Here is an 18,016-nt window from a genome sequence, read left to right on the forward strand (position 1 = left end):
AAGAAATGTCGTTGAAAAATAAGCTTAATCGAATGAAAAAGCATTTGCATGTGGAAGAGAAAGTGCCTGTTTTAAAAAGTGAACCGGTTAATCATCAACGAATAGCCTATGAACAGCAGTGGAATGAAAAATTTGCTAAGCCTTATTTTAGCGAGGATAACTACTGCATGATTCGTGAAGTGCGCTATCCAATTGGCTATCGTCACGGACATTATGCATTTTCAGAACTACAGAAAGTGATAGAAGCATGGAATAAGTCTCCCCTATCACATCCACTTTCTGCAAAAGGGCATAAAATGTCGGATTTGTTTTTCTTCGATACAGAAACGACGGGGTTGAGTACGGGAACAGGAACGACTATCTTTTTACTGGGCTATGCACAGGTGATAGAAGATGAAGTGATATTTAGGCAGCATGTGTTAACCGAGCCAAGCGGTGAAGTTGCGTTTTACGAAAGCTTTTTAAAAGCCGTTGATTATACAACGCTCGTCACTTATAACGGAAAGTCTTTTGATTGGCCTCATGTAAAAACAAGACACACGTTATTAAGAGACCATTTACCGAAACTTCCTAAGTTTGGGCATTTTGATTTACTACACGCTTCAAGAAGGCTTTGGAAACATAAAATGGATTCTGTTAAGCTTGCAAATGTTGAAAAAGAGGTGCTGGGGGTTGAACGTGTTAATGATGTCCCAGGGTTTTTAGCACCAATGATTTATTTTGATTTCATAGAAAGCAAAAATCCTCAAGGGTTATTTGAAGTAATGGATCATAATGAATCAGATATCCTCTCTTTAATTACGCTCTATATTCACCTGTCAAAGCAACTTCTCTCTGAGCATAAAGCTACGTTGAAAGAGAAATTTGAAGTCGCTCGTTGGTACGAACAGCTCGGTGAAAAACAAGAGGCGTTAGCATTGTATGAAGATGTGGCTAATGCAAAAAGTGATGAAGAGTATCAAGCGATCCGAGCTATTGCTTTTGAGCATAAGCGTAACAAGCAATTTAAAAAGGCAGAAGAGCTGTTTTTATATGTTGTTTCCAACGCGCCAATACTTCTTCAAACTGAAGCAGCCGTTGAGCTTGCTAAATTATATGAACATAAGTTTAAAAACTATGAGCGTGGGGTATTTTATGCAGAAAAAGCCTTACAGCTGACGGAAGAAAGTCAAACGTTCATTGAAAATGATAAACTAGAAGCTCTATACAAGCGGATTAATCGGGTTAGATATAAAGATAAAATGTATACATCTCACTTATAATGATTGTTAATTCATTACTGAAAATTCAAAATTGTTAAATTTTAGTTTTCTCTATTTTAAATATTGTTCTATTTTTCAGTCGTTGATAAAATAAGACATTGTATTGCTGTTTTAGCAATTTATATCAAAAATATAGAACTTTGGTGAGATGGAGAGAAGTAATATGAAAAATGTCATTTTGGTATCATTTTTCGCAATTATTTGTTTGACGGTAATTATTTTTAGTAGCATGAAAAACACGTACTTTTCTTTGATGTAGTTTTAGAAAATAGGTGTTTACATTAGTACATGTACACCCCTTATCACATACTGTAGTAATGTAATAACTAAACAGTGAAAGGGGAAAACATCATGTATCCAAGACCAGTAAAGTGCATGCCACCAATCGTGCACCCAACAAAATGTTGTACACAGTTTAACAATCAGGAGGTAGTTGTACCTCATATTCACCCAAGCCATAACACGCTAGTGAATCAAACGAATTTTAAACATGTACACTATTTTCCACAAACACAATCTGTTGTAAATCAACAAACAAGCCAACAGTTCTTTGGTGGTGCACAACAATTTCCTACACAAGTAGGTGGGGCAATGTCTCCAGGAATGCCCAACCAAGTGGCTGGTGCTCAAATGCCAGGTATGATGCCAGGTATGATGCCAGGTCAAGGCAATCAAGTAGCAGGAGCGATGGAAAACGGCATGATGCCAGGATATCCAGGTGCAAAAAGAAGATTTTAATAAGAAATAAATCAATTGATAGGAGCTGAATATTTCAGTTCCTATTCTTATATTTAAAGGAGTGCTTACACGATGAAAGTGCTGACAATTTCAGGGTATAAACCATTTGAATTAGGGATTTTTAATGATCAGCACCCTGGTATTTCATACATAAAAAAAGCAGTAATGAAGCGTTTAGTACCGCTCATTGAAGAAGGGCTTGAATGGGTCCTAATCAGTGGCCAGCTCGGTGTAGAATTGTGGGCTGCTGAAGTGATATTTGACCTGCAGCTGGAATACCCCCAGCTACAGCTTGGTGTATTAACCCCTTTTTTAGATCAGGAAGAGAAGTGGAACGAAGCGAATAAAGAACTTTATGAATTTATCGTGAGCCAAGCTGATTTTGTGGATAGCATTACAAAAAAGAAGTATGAAAGTCCTAATCAGTTCCGCTTGAAAAATCAATTTTTAATTGAAAAAAGCGATGGGATTTGCCTTGTATATGATGAAGAGCATGAGGGTAGCCCAAAATTTATGCTAAAAGTAGCCCAAGATAAGGCTGAAAAGAGTGAATACCCGATTATCACCATTACATCCTATGATTTACAAGATATAGTTGAAGAGGAGAAGTTTTCATCTTTTTAAACAATATTGAAAAACATTTTGCAAGATAAATTGACAAGTTGAGCTATTTCTGAAAAAATGGTTTATAATAAACAAGAGGTTTATTGTATTCGAGGTGATTGAAATGTTAGCTGATAAAATTCGTTTAACAGCAAAAGAAATTTTGGAAAAAGAGTTCAAAACAGGAATGAGAGGCTATAATCAAGAGGAAGTCGATAAATATTTAGACTCCATTATTAAAGATTATGAAGCGTTTCATGAAGAAATCGAGTTACTACAGGCAGAAAATTTACGCTTAAAAAAGCAAGTGGAAGAGTTATCAAAACGTCCACAATCTACAACGGCACCGTCTTATACGCCGCCACCAGCACAGCAGCAGGCTGGTACGACAAACTTTGATATTTTAAAACGTTTGTCTAATCTTGAAAAGCATGTATTTGGTAGCAAGCTATACGAATGATGAAGAATAAAAATAGGAGTTGCAATTAACTCCTATTTTTATTATAATTAGAAAGGTCGTAATCAATAGCGTTTGGGTAATTGCTGCATCTCTTTGAAGATGTAGAGGAAAGTCCATGCTCGCACAGGCTGAGATGCTTGTAGTGTTCGTGCCTAGTGAAGTCATAAGCTAGGGTAGCGTAACTGCTAACGGCGGGGAAAAAGCCTAAGTCTTAGGATATGGTTTGAATACTCTGAAAGTGCCACAGTGACGAAGTCTCATTAGAAATAATGAGAGTGGAACGAGGTAAACCCCACGAGCGAGAAACCCAAATAATGGTAGGGGAACTTTCCCAAAGGAATTGAACAGAGGGAAGGACAAAATGCACGCATTTTGTAGATAGATAATTACCACCGGAGTACGAGGTAGCTAGCCGCTTGTAGTACAAAGGAACAAAACATGGCTTACAGAACGCTATTGAACAGCAGTCGACATTAGTTGTTAACCAAATATATTCGCACCAGCTCTTCATATCATGAAGAGCTTTTTTTGTGTGCTTTTTTCTGTACTAAGCCTCAGGTCTTAGATGGAAATCAAGCTTAAGCTCGTTTTGGAAAGAAAGAATTGTAGGTAAGATGAGAATAGAAAAAGAAAGGAGGCAACATGATGAAAAAATTTGGACTATTTATTCTGGGCCTAATAGCAGCGGTTGTGCTTATTGCTAATTTAGGACCGATGATGCTAATGCTACTAGGGCTTGTCATTTTATATGGTGTATGGAAGCAGGTAGTAAAAGCAACATCTTCATTTAAGAAAGCAGCTTTTGCAGTACTTGGTGTGATTGTTATCTTGAGCATGATTGCTAACGTACCAGCATTTTTCGGTATCTTAGCAGCCATTGCGCTTTACTTTGTATACACCAAGTGGAACGATAATGACGTGAAAGAAATTAAAACAGAGGATCCATTTCAAAACTTTGAAAACCAATGGACAGAATTAAATAAACAATCTTATTAAGGAGTGAACGTTATGAAAAATATTTTTACACGTATGAAAGAATCAATCTCATCGGACTTGCACAATATGCTTGACCAAAAGCAACAAAAAAACCCAATTGCAGCTTTGAATTACTATTTGCGCCAATGCGAAGAAGAAACAGAACGAGTTCGAAAGTTGGTGGAACGTCAGCACCTATTAAAAGAACAGCTTGTGCGTGAATATAAGCTAGCATCGGCAATGAAAGAAAAGCGCCAGCAGCAAGCGGAAGTAGCTCTGCAAGCTCAAGAAAATGAGCTGTATGAATTTGTTCAAAAAGAGCATGCTCAATATGAAGAGCGTACAGAACGCTTGAACATATCGGTTCAGCACGTCACCAAGCAGCTTGATGAATTAGAGCGTAAATATGAAGAAATGAAGCACAAGCTGAAGGATATGCATATTCGCCGAATGGAACTGATGGGGCGTGAAAACGTTGCGCGAGCAAATCATCGAATGAACACTGTTTTAAACAATGATGAACTAGCATCAAGTGAATATTCTAAGTTTTCGGATATCGAAAACTATATTGATCAATTAGAAAATCAAATTAATACCGATTATTATCGTCAAACAATTGACAGCAAAATTGCAGCTTTACAAAAAGAAGCAAAATAAGGTTAATTAGGATGAAAAAATGTAATTTCATAGACAAAACGTGATATTCTAAAAAGGGCGTAGTAGTAGCTACGCCTTTTTCATCAAGAGGAAATGCCTGCAAAGCGAAAGGAGGAGAACGGCATGAAAAGAATTGTAGACAATGGATACTTCAATCTAATAATCATTACAGCTCTATTTATTTTATTTGTTGAAGTTGTCTTTTTTCATAGCGGGTTTATTTTTGCACTCCTCGTTGCTGGTGCTTTTATCTATATAGGGCGAAAACGTCTACCAAGGCGCTCAGGTAAAATCTTATTTTGGATAGGAATCATTGGTGCGATTTTAAATTTAGTTAATACAGTCGCATTTCAGTTTTTGGTCATTGCAATTTTTTTCTATTATTTATTTCATTTTGTTAAGTCTAAAAAAGAACCGGTATATATTACGCCTTTAACAGAAAGTCGAGAATCCCTGCGAGCGCAAAGGCAGCTGTTGAAAAATTCATTTATATCGCGACAGCGAACAGACGAAACCGTTTACGAATGGAGTGACATTAATATTCAAAATGTGTGGAGCGATGTGGTAATTGATCTTAGCTACACCGTGCTTCCAAAGGGTGAATCGGTTATTTTTATTCGACAACTAGCGGGTAACGTGACCATTTTTATTCCATACGAAACAGAAATTTCGGTTAATCATTCTTCTATGGCTGGAGCAGTTACAATCTTTGATCATGCGCAATCTTTTGCGCCACTTCAAAACGTGTATATGAAAACGCCAGAATTTGATGAGGCATCACAAAAAATAAAAGTAATGATTTCAATGGGCGTTGGAAGTTTAGAGGTGAAGCGAATATGAGCGTTATTCAGCGCCAGTTACTATGGGGAATCACGATAGCCTTTACAACGTTTATTACAATGATAATTAGCGTGTTTATGGCGTTTCCTATCCAACGGTTTACAGAGCTATGGGAACGAGAAGTGTTTGACGTTCCTTTTATTCTTTTCTCCATCACGAGTAGTCTAACGATAGGAGCAATTTTTGGAGGCGTTTCTGGATTGCTTTGGAGGCAACAGCTTGAAGTGATTGAGAATCGATTGCGTGAGATGAAAAACCGTCAATATCAAGATCGAAATGATAAAACAACGGTTCAAGAAGTAGAAGGTATTTTATCTAATGTAAAAGAAGTTCAACGCTTAATGAGCCAGCAGGTTGAACAATCGCAAAAAATGGTTAATGAAAAAGTGGAAGATCAGCAAAAGCGAGTTCAAGAAGTCATTGTGCAAGAGCGAAATCGATTAGCTCGTGAGCTTCATGATTCTGTGAGTCAGCAACTGTTTGCCGCATCCATGCTCATGTCAGCTTTAACAGAATCAACGGATGAAGATTCTCCGAAAAGCCAGCAGTTAAAAATGGTAGAAGAAATGATTAATCAATCGCAGTTAGAAATGAGGGCACTGCTACTACATTTGCGACCAGCTGCATTAAAAGGAAAATCGTTGCAAGAGGGCATTACAGAACTTTTATTAGAACTTGCTCAAAAAGTTCCGATGGAGCTTAAGTGGAATGTAGAAGAGTTTTTACTAGATAAAGGAGTAGAAGACCATCTATTTCGAATTGCTCAAGAATCTGTTTCCAATGCACTGAGGCATTCTAAAGCATCCATGCTGAAGGTACTGCTCGTTCAGCGTGACAGCTTAGTTATTCTACGTATTGAAGACGATGGTATCGGTTTTGATGTGGAAATGGAAAAATTAGGCTCTTATGGATTGCAAAATATGCATGAGCGAGCTGTTGAAGTAGGAGCTACCTTAAAAATTGTTAGTTTGCCAAATCACGGGACGAAGTTAGAAGTAAAGGTCCCGCTCATTCATAACGAATAGACTGAAGAAAGGAGAGTTGCTCATGATTAACGTATTGTTAGTTGATGATCATGAAATGGTACGAATAGGCGTTTCAGCGTATTTATCTGCTCAGGCAGATATTCACGTCGTCGACGAAGCTGCTAACGGTCAGCAAGCGGTAGAAAAAGCGCTAAAGCACCGTCCGGATATCATTTTAATGGATTTGGTCATGGATGGTATGGATGGTATTGAAGCAACAAAACACATTGTTGACCATTGGAGTGAAGCCAAAATCATTATTGTGACGAGCTTTTTAGATGATGAAAAAGTGTATCCAGCACTTGAGGCAGGAGCATCCAGCTACCTGTTAAAAACGTCTAAAGCAAGCAAAATTGCGGAAGCTATTCGCGCTACATATGCAGGAGAAGCTGTGCTTGAGCCGGAGGTCACCGGGAAAATGATGACGAGAATGCGTCGCCCATCTTCTCCGCACGAGCTGTTGACAGGACGTGAAATGGAAATCCTTTTGCTTATGGCACAGGGTAAAACAAATCAAGAAATTGCCGATGAGCTATTCATTGCTTTAAAAACGGTTAAAACTCATGTGAGCAATTTACTAAGCAAGCTCGATGTGCAAGATCGTACGCAAGCGGTTATCTATGCTTTTCAACATAAGTTAATTAAATAAAAGCGAAGGTCTTCTTGAAACCTTCGCTTCTTTTTTTTATAAAATAGCTGTTTTTTTATTGCATTTCAGTATAAAATGATGGTAGCGCTTTATATGCTAGCGCTTACTTGTAGGGAATGTTGTGAGGAGTTGAACAAATGGAAAAGAAATGGTGGAAGGAAGCCGTAGCGTATCAAATCTATCCACGTAGCTTTAAAGATTCAAACGGAGATGGAATTGGTGATATTCAGGGCGTCATTTCAAAGCTTGATTATTTAAAAGATCTCGGGATTGATGTTATTTGGATTTGTCCAATTTATCAATCACCAAATGACGATAATGGTTATGATATTAGTGACTATCAAGATATTATGAGTGATTTTGGTACCATGGCAGATTTTGATGAACTGTTAGAGGAAGTTCATAAACGAGATATGAAATTAATTATGGACTTAGTTATTAATCATACATCTGATGAGCATCCTTGGTTTGTTGAAGCGCGTTCTTCAAAAGATAATCCGTATCGTGACTATTACATTTGGCATGAAGGTAATGATGGCAATGAACCAAACAATTGGGAGTCCATTTTCAATGGTTCTGCTTGGGAGTTTGATGACGAGACGAAAGAATATTATTTGCACGTGTTTTCAAAGAAACAGCCCGACCTAAATTGGGAAAACAAAGCGGTTCGACAAGAGCTATATAATATGGTGAATTGGTGGTTGGATAAAGGAATTGATGGATTCCGAGTAGATGCTATTTCACATATTAAAAAAGTGCCTGGTTTTCCAGACCTACCAAATCCAGAAGGGTTAGATTATGTACCTTCGTTTGAGGGCCATATGAATCGTCCTGGTATTCAAGAGCATTTATCAGAATTAAAAGAAGAGACATTTGCTAAATACGATATTATGACAGTTGGTGAAGCAAATGGCGTTACGTGGGACGATGCTGACGAATGGGTAGGCGCTAAAAACGGTAAATTCGATATGATTTTTCAATTTGAACATATGGGACTGTGGGACAAAGGGGAAAGTGAACCTCTGGATTTAGTTGAGTTCAAAACAATTTTAACGAATTGGCAAAAAGGCTTAGCTCAAATTGGTGGTTGGAATGCACTTTATCTTGAGAACCACGACCATATTCGTTCTATTAATAAATTCGGTAGTATGAAATACCGTGAAGAAAGCGCAAAATGCTTAGCTGCACTTTATTTCTTAATGCAGGGCACACCTTTTATCTATCAGGGCCAAGAGTTAGGAATGACAAACGTAAAGTTTAACAGCATTGAAGATTATAATGATGTCGGTATGGTGAATTACTATCGTATTCAACGTGAAAAAGGTCAGAGTCATGAAGAAATCATGAAAGTGATTTGGGAAACAGGTCGTGATAATTCACGTACACCGATGCAGTGGGATCGTACGAAAAATGCTGGTTTTTCAACAGGAACACCTTGGATGAAAGTGAATCCAAACTATGTTGACATTAACGTGGAGCAGCAGCTGTCAGACGAGGAATCGATTTTAAATTTTTACAAGAAGCTTATAACGTTACGTAAACAGCATGAAGTATTTGTCTACGGAACGTATGACTTGTTGCTAGAAAATCATCCAGCAATTTATGCATATACGCGTACGCTAGATGATAAAAAAGCAATTATTATTTGCAACGTATCTTCTAAAGAGCAAGAGTTTAAGTTGCCAAAAGAAGTAAAAACTAATGAAGAAGAGCTGCTTATTCACAATTATCAAGTAGCAACAGAAGAGACGGTTCAAGAGTTTACATTACGGCCATATGAAACGCGTGTTTATTTTGTTTGATAACAAAGGTTAGTGCAAACGATTGCGCTTATTTTGAGGCTCACATATGTGAGCCTTTTTTAGTGAGTTTAAGCATTTTCTTTTTGAAAGCTTTTGACTACCGCAAGTGGATATGGTACTTTTACACGTAGTATTCATTATTAGACAGTAAAATGAGGTTGAAAAATGACAAAATATAAAATTATTGCAACCGCTGCAATGGGAATTGAATCACTTGTAGCAAAAGAGGTTCGTGCATTAGGCTATGAATGTGAAGTAGATAATGGAAAAGTAATCTTCGAAGGCGATGAGCTAGCAATTGCGAGAGCAAATCTATGGCTGCGCACAGCAGACCGCGTGAAAATTGAAGTTGGTCAATTTAAAGCGCGTACATTTGATGAATTATTTGAAAAAACAAAAGCGCTTGATTGGGGACGCTATTTACCCGTAGATGCTCAGTTCCCTGTGTCGGGTAAATCAGTGAAATCGAAGCTGTTTAGCGTATCTGATTGCCAAAGTATCGTGAAAAAAGCCATTGTTGATAAAATGAAAAAGCATCATAATATCACAACAGGCTGGCTTGAAGAAAAAGGCGCGACGTTTAAAATTGAAGTAGCGCTGTTAAAAGATATTGCAACAATCACAATCGATACGAGTGGAGCAGGTTTGCACAAGCGCGGTTACCGCGTTGGACAAGGTGAGGCACCGTTAAAAGAAACGTTAGCTGCAGCACTGGTTATGCTGACGCCTTGGAATCCTGATCGACCGTTTGTTGATGCATTTTGTGGTTCAGGAACGATTGCGATTGAAGCAGCTCTAATTGGTCAAAATATTGCACCTGGCTTCAATCGTGACTTTATTTCAGAAGAGTGGCCTTGGATGTCTCAAGAGATTTGGGATAAAGCACGTGATGAGGCAGAGGAATTAGCAAACTATGATCAAGATTTAGATATCGCTGGCCATGATATCGATCACCGTATGATAAAAGTAGCGCAGCAAAACGCATTTGAAGCTGGTCTCGGAGACTTGATCCAATTTAAACAAATGCAGGTGCGTGACTTCACGACTCCAAAGGAATACGGGATTATTGTTGGAAACCCACCGTATGGAGAGCGTTTAAGTGATCGACCTTCTGTTGAAGCAATGTATGCAGAAATGGGCGATGCATTTGCTAAGCTTGATACGTGGTCTGTTTTCATGCTTACATCCCATGAGCAGTTTGAACAGTATTACGGCAAGCCCGCGACTAAAAAGCGTAAACTCTTTAACGGATTTATCAAAACCGACTATTATCAATATTGGGGACCACGTCCACCTCGCAAAACAAATTAATCTAATTAAAATACACATGCTCAAGTTTTAGCATGTGTATTTTTTATGGAAAGCTTTGTAGCTAAAAAATTCAAATGGTGGTCCTTTCCAATGCCTCCTTTACGCTATCTTACAGGAGAAGTGGCACTTGTTTTGGGCCCTTTCATTCCAGGCTCTTTTTGGATTATGAGGCTTACATACGGACGCTTTGGCCTATATATGCTGTTGAATTTAATTACCGATTGGCTTTTTGTTTTATGACAAAGAAGCTGAAGATGTTTCGATTTGGAACGATTAAAAAGCCGCAACTTCTCAGCATTTTTCTTTTCAAAGCTGTACTGATGTATGGATTTCAGTATTTTATCGTTGAAAAAGCTAATAAGGAAGATCCATCACCGTGATGGATCTTCTTTATTTTACTGCGCCAGATGTCATATTCAGTAAAGAAAGTTCATCTCTATCTGACATTTTTTCTATGAATAAATGAAACGGTTTCTGTATACAATAAGCTTATAACTATTTTTATAGAGAGAAGGAGAGTGTTGGAAATGGTCCGACCAAACGAGCATTTCTTAATAATTCGTCAAGCGTTAGAAAATAGCTATCATCATATACAGCAAGGAGGAGAACTTTCTCCAGATCTTTTGAATCAGTTTGAGCAAGCTAAAGCTGAATATGAGGCTGCTTTAAATTTTATTTCATCCACGGACTCTTGTTTTCGCCCACTTTCTTAATGCGAATAGCTCTTATATATGATACTAATACCTTATGCTCTGCTTTTGCAGAGCTTTTTATTGTTTACGACACTAGAATAGATATTGACAATCCTTTCTCAATACTAGATAATTAAGTTTTGCTTCAGTTAGTTATTTACAGAAAAAAATAAATGAATTTACCTTTTGAAAGGTTTATATTTACATAGTTAAAGGAGTCATTAATCAATGATGAGAGAGCGATTGCCTTTTACAATTGGACGAGATGAGAATTTTTTTGATAAGTTAAATGAATGGATTGGGGACGTTTTTTACGATCACCTTCCGGATGCAGGGTTGGAGCTTCGAGACGAGCAAATCTTTATGGCCTTTCAAATTGAGCGCGCGTTTAAAGAAAAAAACGTTATTTTTGCAGAAGCAGGAGTAGGTACGGGTAAGACCATTGTTTATCTATTGTATGCGATTTGCTACGCACGCTATGTTGGCAAGCCTGCTATTATTGCCTGTGCGGATGAAACATTGATTGAGCAGCTCGTAAAGGCTGAGGGAGATATCGCAAAGTTATCAAAAATCCTAGATATCAACATGGATGTTCGCCTTGCAAAATCGCAAGATCAGTACCTTTGCTTAAAGAAACTAGATGCAGTTACAAGCCGAACGGATAATGAAAACATTGAAGAAATTTACGAAACATTACCTGATTTTGTACATGATCATAGCGGTATGCAGTCGTTTTATCATTATGGAGATCGTAAAGAGTATTCACATCTAACCGATGAAGAGTGGCAGCAGATTAACTGGGATTCTTTCCAAGATTGTTCTTCTTGTGATCAGCGCCACCGATGTGGTTTAACTCTATCACGTGAACACTACCGCAAAGCGACAGACTTAATTATTTGCTCTCATGACTTTTATATGGAGCATATTTGGACTGTTGAAGCTCGTAAACGTGAGGGTCAGCTACCGCTCTTACCAGAAAGTAGCTGCGTAGTGTTTGATGAGGGACATCTGCTTGAATTTGCAGCGCAAAAGGCATTGACGTACCGTATTAAAGAAGATACGCTTGAGAACTTATTAACACGTTTATTAGAAAATGATGTGCGTGAAGAACTAGCATTAAAAATTGAGCATACAATCGATGTTTATTCGCTATTTTTTGATGCGCTTAGTGAGGCAAGTCAAGATATCGTTGGATCTAATCGAAAGCAAATTGAGCGTACAAGCCGTGTGCAAAAGGTTGGAAAAGAACTGCTTGGTCTTTTGGAGCATATTGGAAACGAACTTGTTTTTGAAAGTGAAACCTATACGGTAGATGAATACACGCTTCGCATTGTCGATGAGTATTTAGATCAAATTGACTATTCAATGCGTCTATTTATGGAGAATGAAAATGCAATTTACTGGCTTGAAGAAAAAGATTGGCAGCTAACGCTCGTTATTATGCCACAAGCTGTTAAAGATGTATTAAAAGAGCGCGTATTCTCTAAGAAGATTCCATATATTTTTACCTCAGCGACGCTTTCAGATAATTCATCATTTGATTATTTAGCATACAGTTTAGGGATTGGAAAACCTTTATCATTTTCAGTAGAGTCTCCGTTTGATTATGATGAAAAGATGGACATTACCTGTAAAATGGTAGCAGCTGGCAGTGAAGCATTTGCTGAAAAATATGGTTATACGCTGAAACAGCTTGAAAGAACAAATGGACGAGCCCTGCTACTATTTAATACACGTGAAGAGCTAGCTTTATTTAAAGAAGCATCTAAAGAGCTAAGTGAATACACGTTTTTATTTGAAGGAGATCAAGAAATTAGCAAGCTAGTTTCTCAATTTCAACGTGAAGAAGAAACGATTTTATGTGCGGTTCACCTTTGGGAAGGTCTTGATATCCCAGGTCCATCACTTTCAAATGTTATTTTATGGTCACTTCCATATCCGCCAAATGATCCGGTCTTTGAAGCAAAACGAAAGCAGGTTGCAGATGCATTTTGGGATGCGGATATGCCTTACATGCTGCTTCGTTTAAAGCAAGGCGTGGGACGATTGATTCGTTCGCATGAAGATGAAGGCCTAATTACTATTTTTATGCCGGAAAATACGGATGAGAAGGTTCAAGCCATTATTGAAAAGAATTTACCTACAGCGATAAAAGCTCGCGTTTAAACAATATGAGGATAGCTCGTCTTATGCAGACGGCTATCCTTTTTTGTTTAAAACCTTTAAACTAAAAGCAGAGAATGTAACGATTCTCTACTATATGACATAAGTGCATAGTAAGCTAGTAAGTAAAAAGGGGAGGTTTTTTTATGAAGGAAAATATTCAGCTTGTAGAGCGGGATTTTCATGAATTGATGAAGAAAATCAAAAGTTATCATGAAGCGATGGGTGTTATGTACTGGGATTTGCGCACAGGTGCACCGAAAAAAGGAGTGGAGCAGCGCTCAGAAGTAATTGGCATGCTGTCCTCTGAAGCGTTTAAACTATCTGTTTCTAATGAAATGGCTTCATTCATTCAGCAGTTGACTACTGATACCGCTCAAAATTACATATCCCATACGACAAAGAAAGCGGTAAAAGAATGTCAAAAGGAATATGAGCTTAATAAAAAAATTCCGGCTGACGAATATAAAGAATACGTTATTTTAACCTCTAAAGCTGAATCTGTGTGGGAAGAAGCGAAAGGTAAAGCAGATTTTCAGATGTTTCAACCGTATTTAGAGAAAATCGTAGCGTTCAACCAAAAATTTGTAGAGTACTGGGGATACGAAGGTAATAAATATAACCGCTTACTAGATCTTTTTGAACCTGGAATGACGGTAGAAATCTTAGACAATGTGTTTGGGCAGCTCCGCAATCGAATTGTGCCGCTTGTACAAAAGATTGCTGCTTCACCTAATAAGCCAGAAACAGGTTTCTTATTTGAAACTTTTCCAAAAAATAAGCAGCGTGAATTTAGTTTAGCCATCTTAAAAGAGCTCGGCTACGATTTTGAAGCTGGTCGCTTAGACGAAACGGTTCATCCGTTTGCAACAGGCTTAAATCCAGGAGATGTAAGAATTACAACTAAATATGATGAAAAGGATTTTCGAACGGCAATCTTTGGTACCATTCACGAATGTGGTCATGCTCTATACGAACAAAATATTTCAGAAGATCTAGTTGGTACGGTGCTTTGTGAAGGCACATCAATGGGCATTCATGAGTCACAATCCCTTTTTTATGAAAAATTTGTGGGTAAAAACTTTTCATTTTGGAAGCGTAACTATGACGTGATTAAACGCTATTCAAGCGGTCAGTTTGAGAACGTATCATTAGAAGACTTCTATCGGGCAATTAATCAGTCACAGCCCTCATTGATTCGTATCGAAGCGGACGAGTTAACGTACCCACTTCACATTATGATTCGCTATGAAATTGAAAAAGGATTAATAAATGGTGACATTGAAGTGAAGGATCTTCCTGGGATCTGGAATGATAAATATGAAGAGTATTTAGGCATTCGCCCAAATCATGATGGAGAAGGCGTACTTCAAGATGTACACTGGGCAGGTGGAAGCTTTGGGTATTTCCCTTCCTATGCGCTTGGTTATATGTACGCAGCTCAGTTTAAAAATGCGATGGTAAAAGACTTACCAGATTATGATGAGCTGTTGGAAATTGGTGACGTAAAAGCAATTACAAATTGGTTAACATACCATATTCATCAGTATGGCAAAACGAAAAAGCCGCTTGAAATCTTGCATGACGTGACGGGAGAAGGGTTAAACGTCAATTATTTAATTGATTATTTAGAAAAAAAATACACGGAAGTATACTCTCTTTAATAGAAAAGACGAAGAAGATAAGAATAACCTTATCTTCTTTTGTCGTTTTCACGAACATTTTTAGAATCTTTAATATAAAATGTTCGATAAAAAGGTTTTCAAACATGTAGAATATTGGTATACTAAACACAACTCAATAACGCACTCATATAATGACGAGAATATGGCTCGTAAGTTTCTACCAAACCACCGTAAATGGTTTGACTATGAGTGAGCGGTGACACTTTTAGCTTTCGTCTTATAGGTTAGCTCAAAAACATTGCTCTACTCATACGTGGGTGTAGCTATGTTTTTGAGCTTTTTATTGTGAAAAAGAAGTTGGAGGAATTATAAGATGAAAGCATTACAAGAAAAGATTTTAACAGACGGTATTGTACTATCAGATACGGTTTTAAAAGTTGATACGTTTTTAAATCACCAAATGGATCCAGTTCTCATGAAAGAAATTGGAGAAGAGTTTGGCAAACGATTTGAAAAAGAAGGTATTACAAAGATTTTAACAATTGAATCATCTGGTATTGCTCCAGCAATTATGGCGGCACTGAAGCTCAATGTGGAAATGGTGTTTGCTCGCAAGCGTAAATCATTAACTTTACAAGACGGATTAATTACATCAAAAGTATATTCCTTTACTAAAAAAGAAGAAAATGAAATTTCGGTTGCTGAAAAGTTTATTTTGCCAATTGATCGCGTATTAATTATTGACGACTTCCTGGCAAACGGACAAGCTGCACTGGGATTAATGGATATTGTTAAAAAAGCTGGTGCTGATGTTGGGGGCGTAGGAATTGTCATTGAAAAAGCTTTTCAAGATGGCGGTCGCCTAGTTCGTGAAACGGGTGTGAAAGTTGAATCGCTTGCACGTATCGAATCACTAAAAGATGGACAGGTTACGTTTGTTCCTACGAAGCAAGGAGTGACATCTTAAGATGAATAATGGAAAAGTGCTATCACTAGGATTACAGCATGTTTTAGCCATGTATGGCGGAGCTATTGTTGTGCCATTAATTGTGGGTGGAGCAATTGGATTAACGCAGCAGCAGCTAACTTATTTGGTCGCAATTGACTTGTTTATGTGTGGAATTGCTACGCTATTACAGGTGTGGAAAAATCGTTTCTTTGGTATCGGCTTACCGGTTGTACTAGGATGTACGTTTACTGCTGTAGGTCCAATGATTCAAATCGGAAGTTCATATGGCGTATCGAGCATATATGGCTCCATAATTGTGGCAGGGCTTATGATTGTTATTTTATCAAAATACCTTGGTAAGCTTGTTCGCTTTTTCCCTCCACTTGTCACCGGGTCTGTGGTGACGATTATTGGAATTACGCTTATTCCCGTAGCAATGAAAGACTTGGCTGGTGGAGAAGGAAGCGCTGATTTCGGGAGCTTAAGTAACTTAGCGCTTGGGTTTGGTGTATTAGTACTTATTATTTTATTATATCGTTTTACAACAGGGTTTATGAGATCAGTGTCTGTGTTGGCAGGTCTAATCGTTGGAACCATTGCCGCATCATTTATGGGAAAAGTAGATTTTTCAGGCGTTCGTGATGAAGCTTGGGTCCACGTTCCACACTTCTTTTACTTTGGAATGCCAACCTTTGATTTAACGGCTATTTTAACGATGTTTTTGGTGTTATTAGTAGGGATTGTTGAATCAACAGGTGTATATTTTGCAGTTAGTGATATTTGTAAAGAAGAAGTAACGGAAAAAGATTTAGCTGGTGGATATCGCGCAGAAGGGTTAGCTATTACCCTGGGTGGATTGTTTAATGCATTTCCCTATACGGCGTATTCACAAAACGTAGGGCTGCTTCAGCTTTCGGGTGTTCGCACCAAAAGCGTAGTGTTTGCAGCGAGCGGTATCCTAATTGTTCTGGGGCTTATTCCCAAAATTGCTGCGATTACAACCGTGATTCCAAGCCCTGTATTAGGGGGGGCAATGGTTGCGATGTTCGGGATGGTTATCTCATCTGGAATTAAAATTTTAAGCGAAGTGGATTTACAAAAGCAAGAGAATCTGTTAATTATCGCATGCTCTATTGGAATGGGGCTTGGCGTAACGGTAGTACCAGATTTATTTGCTCAGCTTCCAGAAGGAATTCAAATCCTAACTGGAAATGGAATTGTAGCAGGTAGCTTTACAGCGATTATTTTAAATATTGTATTCAACGTACTGGCGGTTTCAAAAGTAAGAACTCCAGAAACATCTGTACAAAAAGAAATGGTAACAAAATAAAAGTAAAAAGCTCTTAATGCTTGTGTTAGGCAAGCGTTGAGAGCTTTTTTATTGAATAATTTGAATATTGCTATTTATTTTACTTTATGCAAACCATTTGCAATGTGCACAAGGATATGCAAAAATAAATTTTCCCAAAAAGGTTTACAAATATAAAGGCTTTGGGTATATCTAAAGTGCAGTTATCAGTTTACCTGACAACATGCAAAAAGAAACATTTCCAATGATAAAGTAGAGAATTAAACGAACACTAACAACAAGTGATTATTGAATGGTTAGAGGAGTTGATATAGATGATTACAGCAGAAAAAGATACGGTAACATTTGTAGCAAAGGATGGACGTGAAGTAACAATACGTCCAGCAGAGCCCCGTGATGCAAGAGAGATTACAACAGCTGTAGAAGAGATTATTAAAGCGGGGGAGTTTATTCAAAAAGACGCGCCAAAAACCGTTGAAGAAGAACAGAAGTTTATTGAAAGTGTATCAAAGCAAGGGCATATGTATGTTGTTGCAGAAGTCGAAGGAGAAGTTGTTGGAATTGCACGTGTTCTTCGCGGTGAAATTCGAATGAAGCGTCATAGCGGGCTTTTCCGTACGTGGCTAATTTCAAAAGTACAAGGTATGGGAATTGGGAAGCAGTTAATGGACTATACGCTAAAATGGTGCAAAGAAAACGACATGCATAAATTGTCGCTAACGGTGTTTACTTCAAATGAAGTGGCGTATAAATTATATGAAAAAGTTGGCTTTAAGACAGAAGGCGTTATGAAAGAACAAGCTTATATTAATGGGAAATACGTGGACGAAGTATATATGTCTGTATTCTTTTAAATAAATAAAGAAAGCCCAAAAATTTCATGTTCAATACCAGGGAAAATACGTTATACTAAACGTGTGCGCAACAAATAGAACTTCTTCAAAACGAAGAGGCTG

General features: G+C 37.8%; 18 protein-coding genes, 1 other RNA gene and 1 riboswitch. All 19 genes read left to right on the forward strand.

All coding sequences use genetic code 11. From position 1 onward, the window contains the following. Nucleotides 1-5: 5 nt before the first annotated feature. The 19 genes from MKZ18_RS07735 (at nucleotide 6) to MKZ18_RS07825 (ending at nucleotide 17,914) form a co-directional block, all read left to right on the forward strand. Nucleotides 6-1,262, forward strand: coding sequence for a ribonuclease H-like domain-containing protein (locus MKZ18_RS07735; RefSeq protein ID WP_025909361.1), 1,257 nt, complete (start codon nucleotides 6-8; stop codon nucleotides 1,260-1,262). A 351-nt stretch (nucleotides 1,263-1,613) separates the two neighbouring features. Then, nucleotides 1,614-2,000, forward strand: a complete 387-nt coding sequence (locus MKZ18_RS07740; protein ID WP_061785359.1) for a spore coat protein — start codon at nucleotides 1,614-1,616, stop codon at nucleotides 1,998-2,000. 72 nt (nucleotides 2,001-2,072) lie between these two features. Beyond that, nucleotides 2,073-2,624 carry a DUF1273 domain-containing protein gene (locus MKZ18_RS07745; RefSeq protein WP_025909363.1) on the forward strand — a complete coding sequence of 184 codons (552 nt, stop codon included), beginning with the start codon at nucleotides 2,073-2,075 and terminating at the stop codon, nucleotides 2,622-2,624. A gap of 103 nt (nucleotides 2,625-2,727) precedes the next feature. Further along, nucleotides 2,728-3,063, forward strand: coding sequence for a cell division regulator GpsB (gene gpsB / locus MKZ18_RS07750; RefSeq protein WP_025909364.1), 336 nt, complete (start codon nucleotides 2,728-2,730; stop codon nucleotides 3,061-3,063). Between the two features lie 68 nt (nucleotides 3,064-3,131). Beyond that, nucleotides 3,132-3,514, forward strand: an RNA gene (gene rnpB, locus MKZ18_RS07755) — RNase P RNA component class B. Nucleotides 3,515-3,705: 191 nt separating this feature from the next. Further along, on the forward strand, nucleotides 3,706-4,059 hold the full coding sequence (locus MKZ18_RS07760; protein ID WP_224840119.1) for a lmo0954 family membrane protein: 354 nt from the start codon (nucleotides 3,706-3,708) through the stop codon (nucleotides 4,057-4,059). A gap of 12 nt (nucleotides 4,060-4,071) precedes the next feature. Then, on the forward strand, nucleotides 4,072-4,695 hold the full coding sequence (locus MKZ18_RS07765) for a PspA/IM30 family protein (RefSeq protein ID WP_061785357.1): 624 nt from the start codon (nucleotides 4,072-4,074) through the stop codon (nucleotides 4,693-4,695). Between the two features lie 123 nt (nucleotides 4,696-4,818). Continuing rightward, a complete protein-coding gene (gene liaF / locus MKZ18_RS07770) occupies nucleotides 4,819-5,535 on the forward strand; it encodes a cell wall-active antibiotics response protein LiaF (protein ID WP_061785356.1) in 717 nt (238 codons plus the stop codon). Then, nucleotides 5,532-6,560, forward strand: a complete 1,029-nt coding sequence (locus MKZ18_RS07775) for a sensor histidine kinase (protein ID WP_340842591.1) — start codon at nucleotides 5,532-5,534, stop codon at nucleotides 6,558-6,560. Before liaF ends, MKZ18_RS07775 begins: the two co-directional genes overlap by 4 nt. Nucleotides 6,561-6,582: 22 nt before the next feature. Next, nucleotides 6,583-7,209 carry a response regulator gene (locus MKZ18_RS07780; protein WP_025909369.1) on the forward strand — a complete coding sequence of 209 codons (627 nt, stop codon included), beginning with the start codon at nucleotides 6,583-6,585 and terminating at the stop codon, nucleotides 7,207-7,209. A gap of 137 nt (nucleotides 7,210-7,346) precedes the next feature. Then, on the forward strand, nucleotides 7,347-9,011 hold the full coding sequence (locus MKZ18_RS07785; RefSeq protein WP_025909370.1) for a glycoside hydrolase family 13 protein: 1,665 nt from the start codon (nucleotides 7,347-7,349) through the stop codon (nucleotides 9,009-9,011). A gap of 165 nt (nucleotides 9,012-9,176) precedes the next feature. Beyond that, on the forward strand, nucleotides 9,177-10,322 hold the full coding sequence (locus MKZ18_RS07790; protein ID WP_061785354.1) for a THUMP domain-containing class I SAM-dependent RNA methyltransferase: 1,146 nt from the start codon (nucleotides 9,177-9,179) through the stop codon (nucleotides 10,320-10,322). Nucleotides 10,323-10,412: 90 nt separating this feature from the next. Next, complete coding sequence (locus tag MKZ18_RS07795) at nucleotides 10,413-10,562, forward strand: hypothetical protein (protein WP_225001664.1); 150 nt, start codon at nucleotides 10,413-10,415, stop codon at nucleotides 10,560-10,562. 287 nt (nucleotides 10,563-10,849) lie between these two features. Beyond that, nucleotides 10,850-11,035: a hypothetical protein gene (locus MKZ18_RS07800; protein ID WP_025909372.1), complete on the forward strand. Its 186-nt coding sequence runs from the start codon at nucleotides 10,850-10,852 to the stop codon at nucleotides 11,033-11,035. A 207-nt stretch (nucleotides 11,036-11,242) separates the two neighbouring features. Then, entirely contained in the window at nucleotides 11,243-13,180 is a 1,938-nt protein-coding gene (locus MKZ18_RS07805; RefSeq protein WP_061785351.1) for an ATP-dependent DNA helicase, read from the forward strand. A gap of 143 nt (nucleotides 13,181-13,323) precedes the next feature. Further along, entirely contained in the window at nucleotides 13,324-14,841 is a 1,518-nt protein-coding gene (locus MKZ18_RS07810) for a carboxypeptidase M32 (RefSeq protein WP_061785350.1), read from the forward strand. 125 nt (nucleotides 14,842-14,966) lie between these two features. Continuing rightward, a riboswitch (purine riboswitch) is annotated at nucleotides 14,967-15,068 on the forward strand. Between the two features lie 107 nt (nucleotides 15,069-15,175). Next, on the forward strand, nucleotides 15,176-15,769 hold the full coding sequence (locus MKZ18_RS07815; protein ID WP_061785349.1) for a xanthine phosphoribosyltransferase: 594 nt from the start codon (nucleotides 15,176-15,178) through the stop codon (nucleotides 15,767-15,769). Nucleotide 15,770: 1 nt separating this feature from the next. Continuing rightward, nucleotides 15,771-17,081 (forward strand): nucleobase:cation symporter-2 family protein, encoded by a 1,311-nt coding sequence (locus MKZ18_RS07820; protein ID WP_025909376.1) that lies wholly within the window; start codon nucleotides 15,771-15,773, stop codon nucleotides 17,079-17,081. Nucleotides 17,082-17,374: 293 nt separating this feature from the next. Continuing rightward, on the forward strand, nucleotides 17,375-17,914 hold the full coding sequence (locus MKZ18_RS07825; protein WP_025909377.1) for a GNAT family N-acetyltransferase: 540 nt from the start codon (nucleotides 17,375-17,377) through the stop codon (nucleotides 17,912-17,914). The last annotated feature ends 102 nt before the right edge of the window (nucleotides 17,915-18,016 follow it).

The sequence above is a fragment of the Priestia sp. FSL W8-0001 genome, assembly GCF_038050335.1.
Lineage (GTDB): Bacteria > Bacillota > Bacilli > Bacillales > Bacillaceae_H > Priestia > Priestia flexa.

Coding starts and splice junctions, on each gene's coding strand:
- MKZ18_RS07820 (WP_025909376.1), top strand. CDS start 15,771: ATGAATAATGGAAAAGTGCTATCACTAGGATTACAGCATGTTTTAGCC.
- MKZ18_RS07805 (WP_061785351.1), top strand. CDS start 11,243: ATGATGAGAGAGCGATTGCCTTTTACAATTGGACGAGATGAGAATTTT.
- MKZ18_RS07735 (WP_025909361.1), top strand. CDS start 6: ATGTCGTTGAAAAATAAGCTTAATCGAATGAAAAAGCATTTGCATGTG.
- MKZ18_RS07745 (WP_025909363.1), top strand. CDS start 2,073: ATGAAAGTGCTGACAATTTCAGGGTATAAACCATTTGAATTAGGGATT.
- MKZ18_RS07775 (WP_340842591.1), top strand. CDS start 5,532: ATGAGCGTTATTCAGCGCCAGTTACTATGGGGAATCACGATAGCCTTT.
- MKZ18_RS07780 (WP_025909369.1), top strand. CDS start 6,583: ATGATTAACGTATTGTTAGTTGATGATCATGAAATGGTACGAATAGGC.
- MKZ18_RS07785 (WP_025909370.1), top strand. CDS start 7,347: ATGGAAAAGAAATGGTGGAAGGAAGCCGTAGCGTATCAAATCTATCCA.
- MKZ18_RS07825 (WP_025909377.1), top strand. CDS start 17,375: ATGATTACAGCAGAAAAAGATACGGTAACATTTGTAGCAAAGGATGGA.
- MKZ18_RS07815 (WP_061785349.1), top strand. CDS start 15,176: ATGAAAGCATTACAAGAAAAGATTTTAACAGACGGTATTGTACTATCA.
- MKZ18_RS07800 (WP_025909372.1), top strand. CDS start 10,850: ATGGTCCGACCAAACGAGCATTTCTTAATAATTCGTCAAGCGTTAGAA.
- liaF (WP_061785356.1), top strand. CDS start 4,819: ATGAAAAGAATTGTAGACAATGGATACTTCAATCTAATAATCATTACA.
- MKZ18_RS07810 (WP_061785350.1), top strand. CDS start 13,324: ATGAAGGAAAATATTCAGCTTGTAGAGCGGGATTTTCATGAATTGATG.
- MKZ18_RS07790 (WP_061785354.1), top strand. CDS start 9,177: ATGACAAAATATAAAATTATTGCAACCGCTGCAATGGGAATTGAATCA.
- MKZ18_RS07795 (WP_225001664.1), top strand. CDS start 10,413: ATGCCTCCTTTACGCTATCTTACAGGAGAAGTGGCACTTGTTTTGGGC.
- MKZ18_RS07740 (WP_061785359.1), top strand. CDS start 1,614: ATGTATCCAAGACCAGTAAAGTGCATGCCACCAATCGTGCACCCAACA.
- gpsB (WP_025909364.1), top strand. CDS start 2,728: ATGTTAGCTGATAAAATTCGTTTAACAGCAAAAGAAATTTTGGAAAAA.
- MKZ18_RS07760 (WP_224840119.1), top strand. CDS start 3,706: ATGATGAAAAAATTTGGACTATTTATTCTGGGCCTAATAGCAGCGGTT.
- MKZ18_RS07765 (WP_061785357.1), top strand. CDS start 4,072: ATGAAAAATATTTTTACACGTATGAAAGAATCAATCTCATCGGACTTG.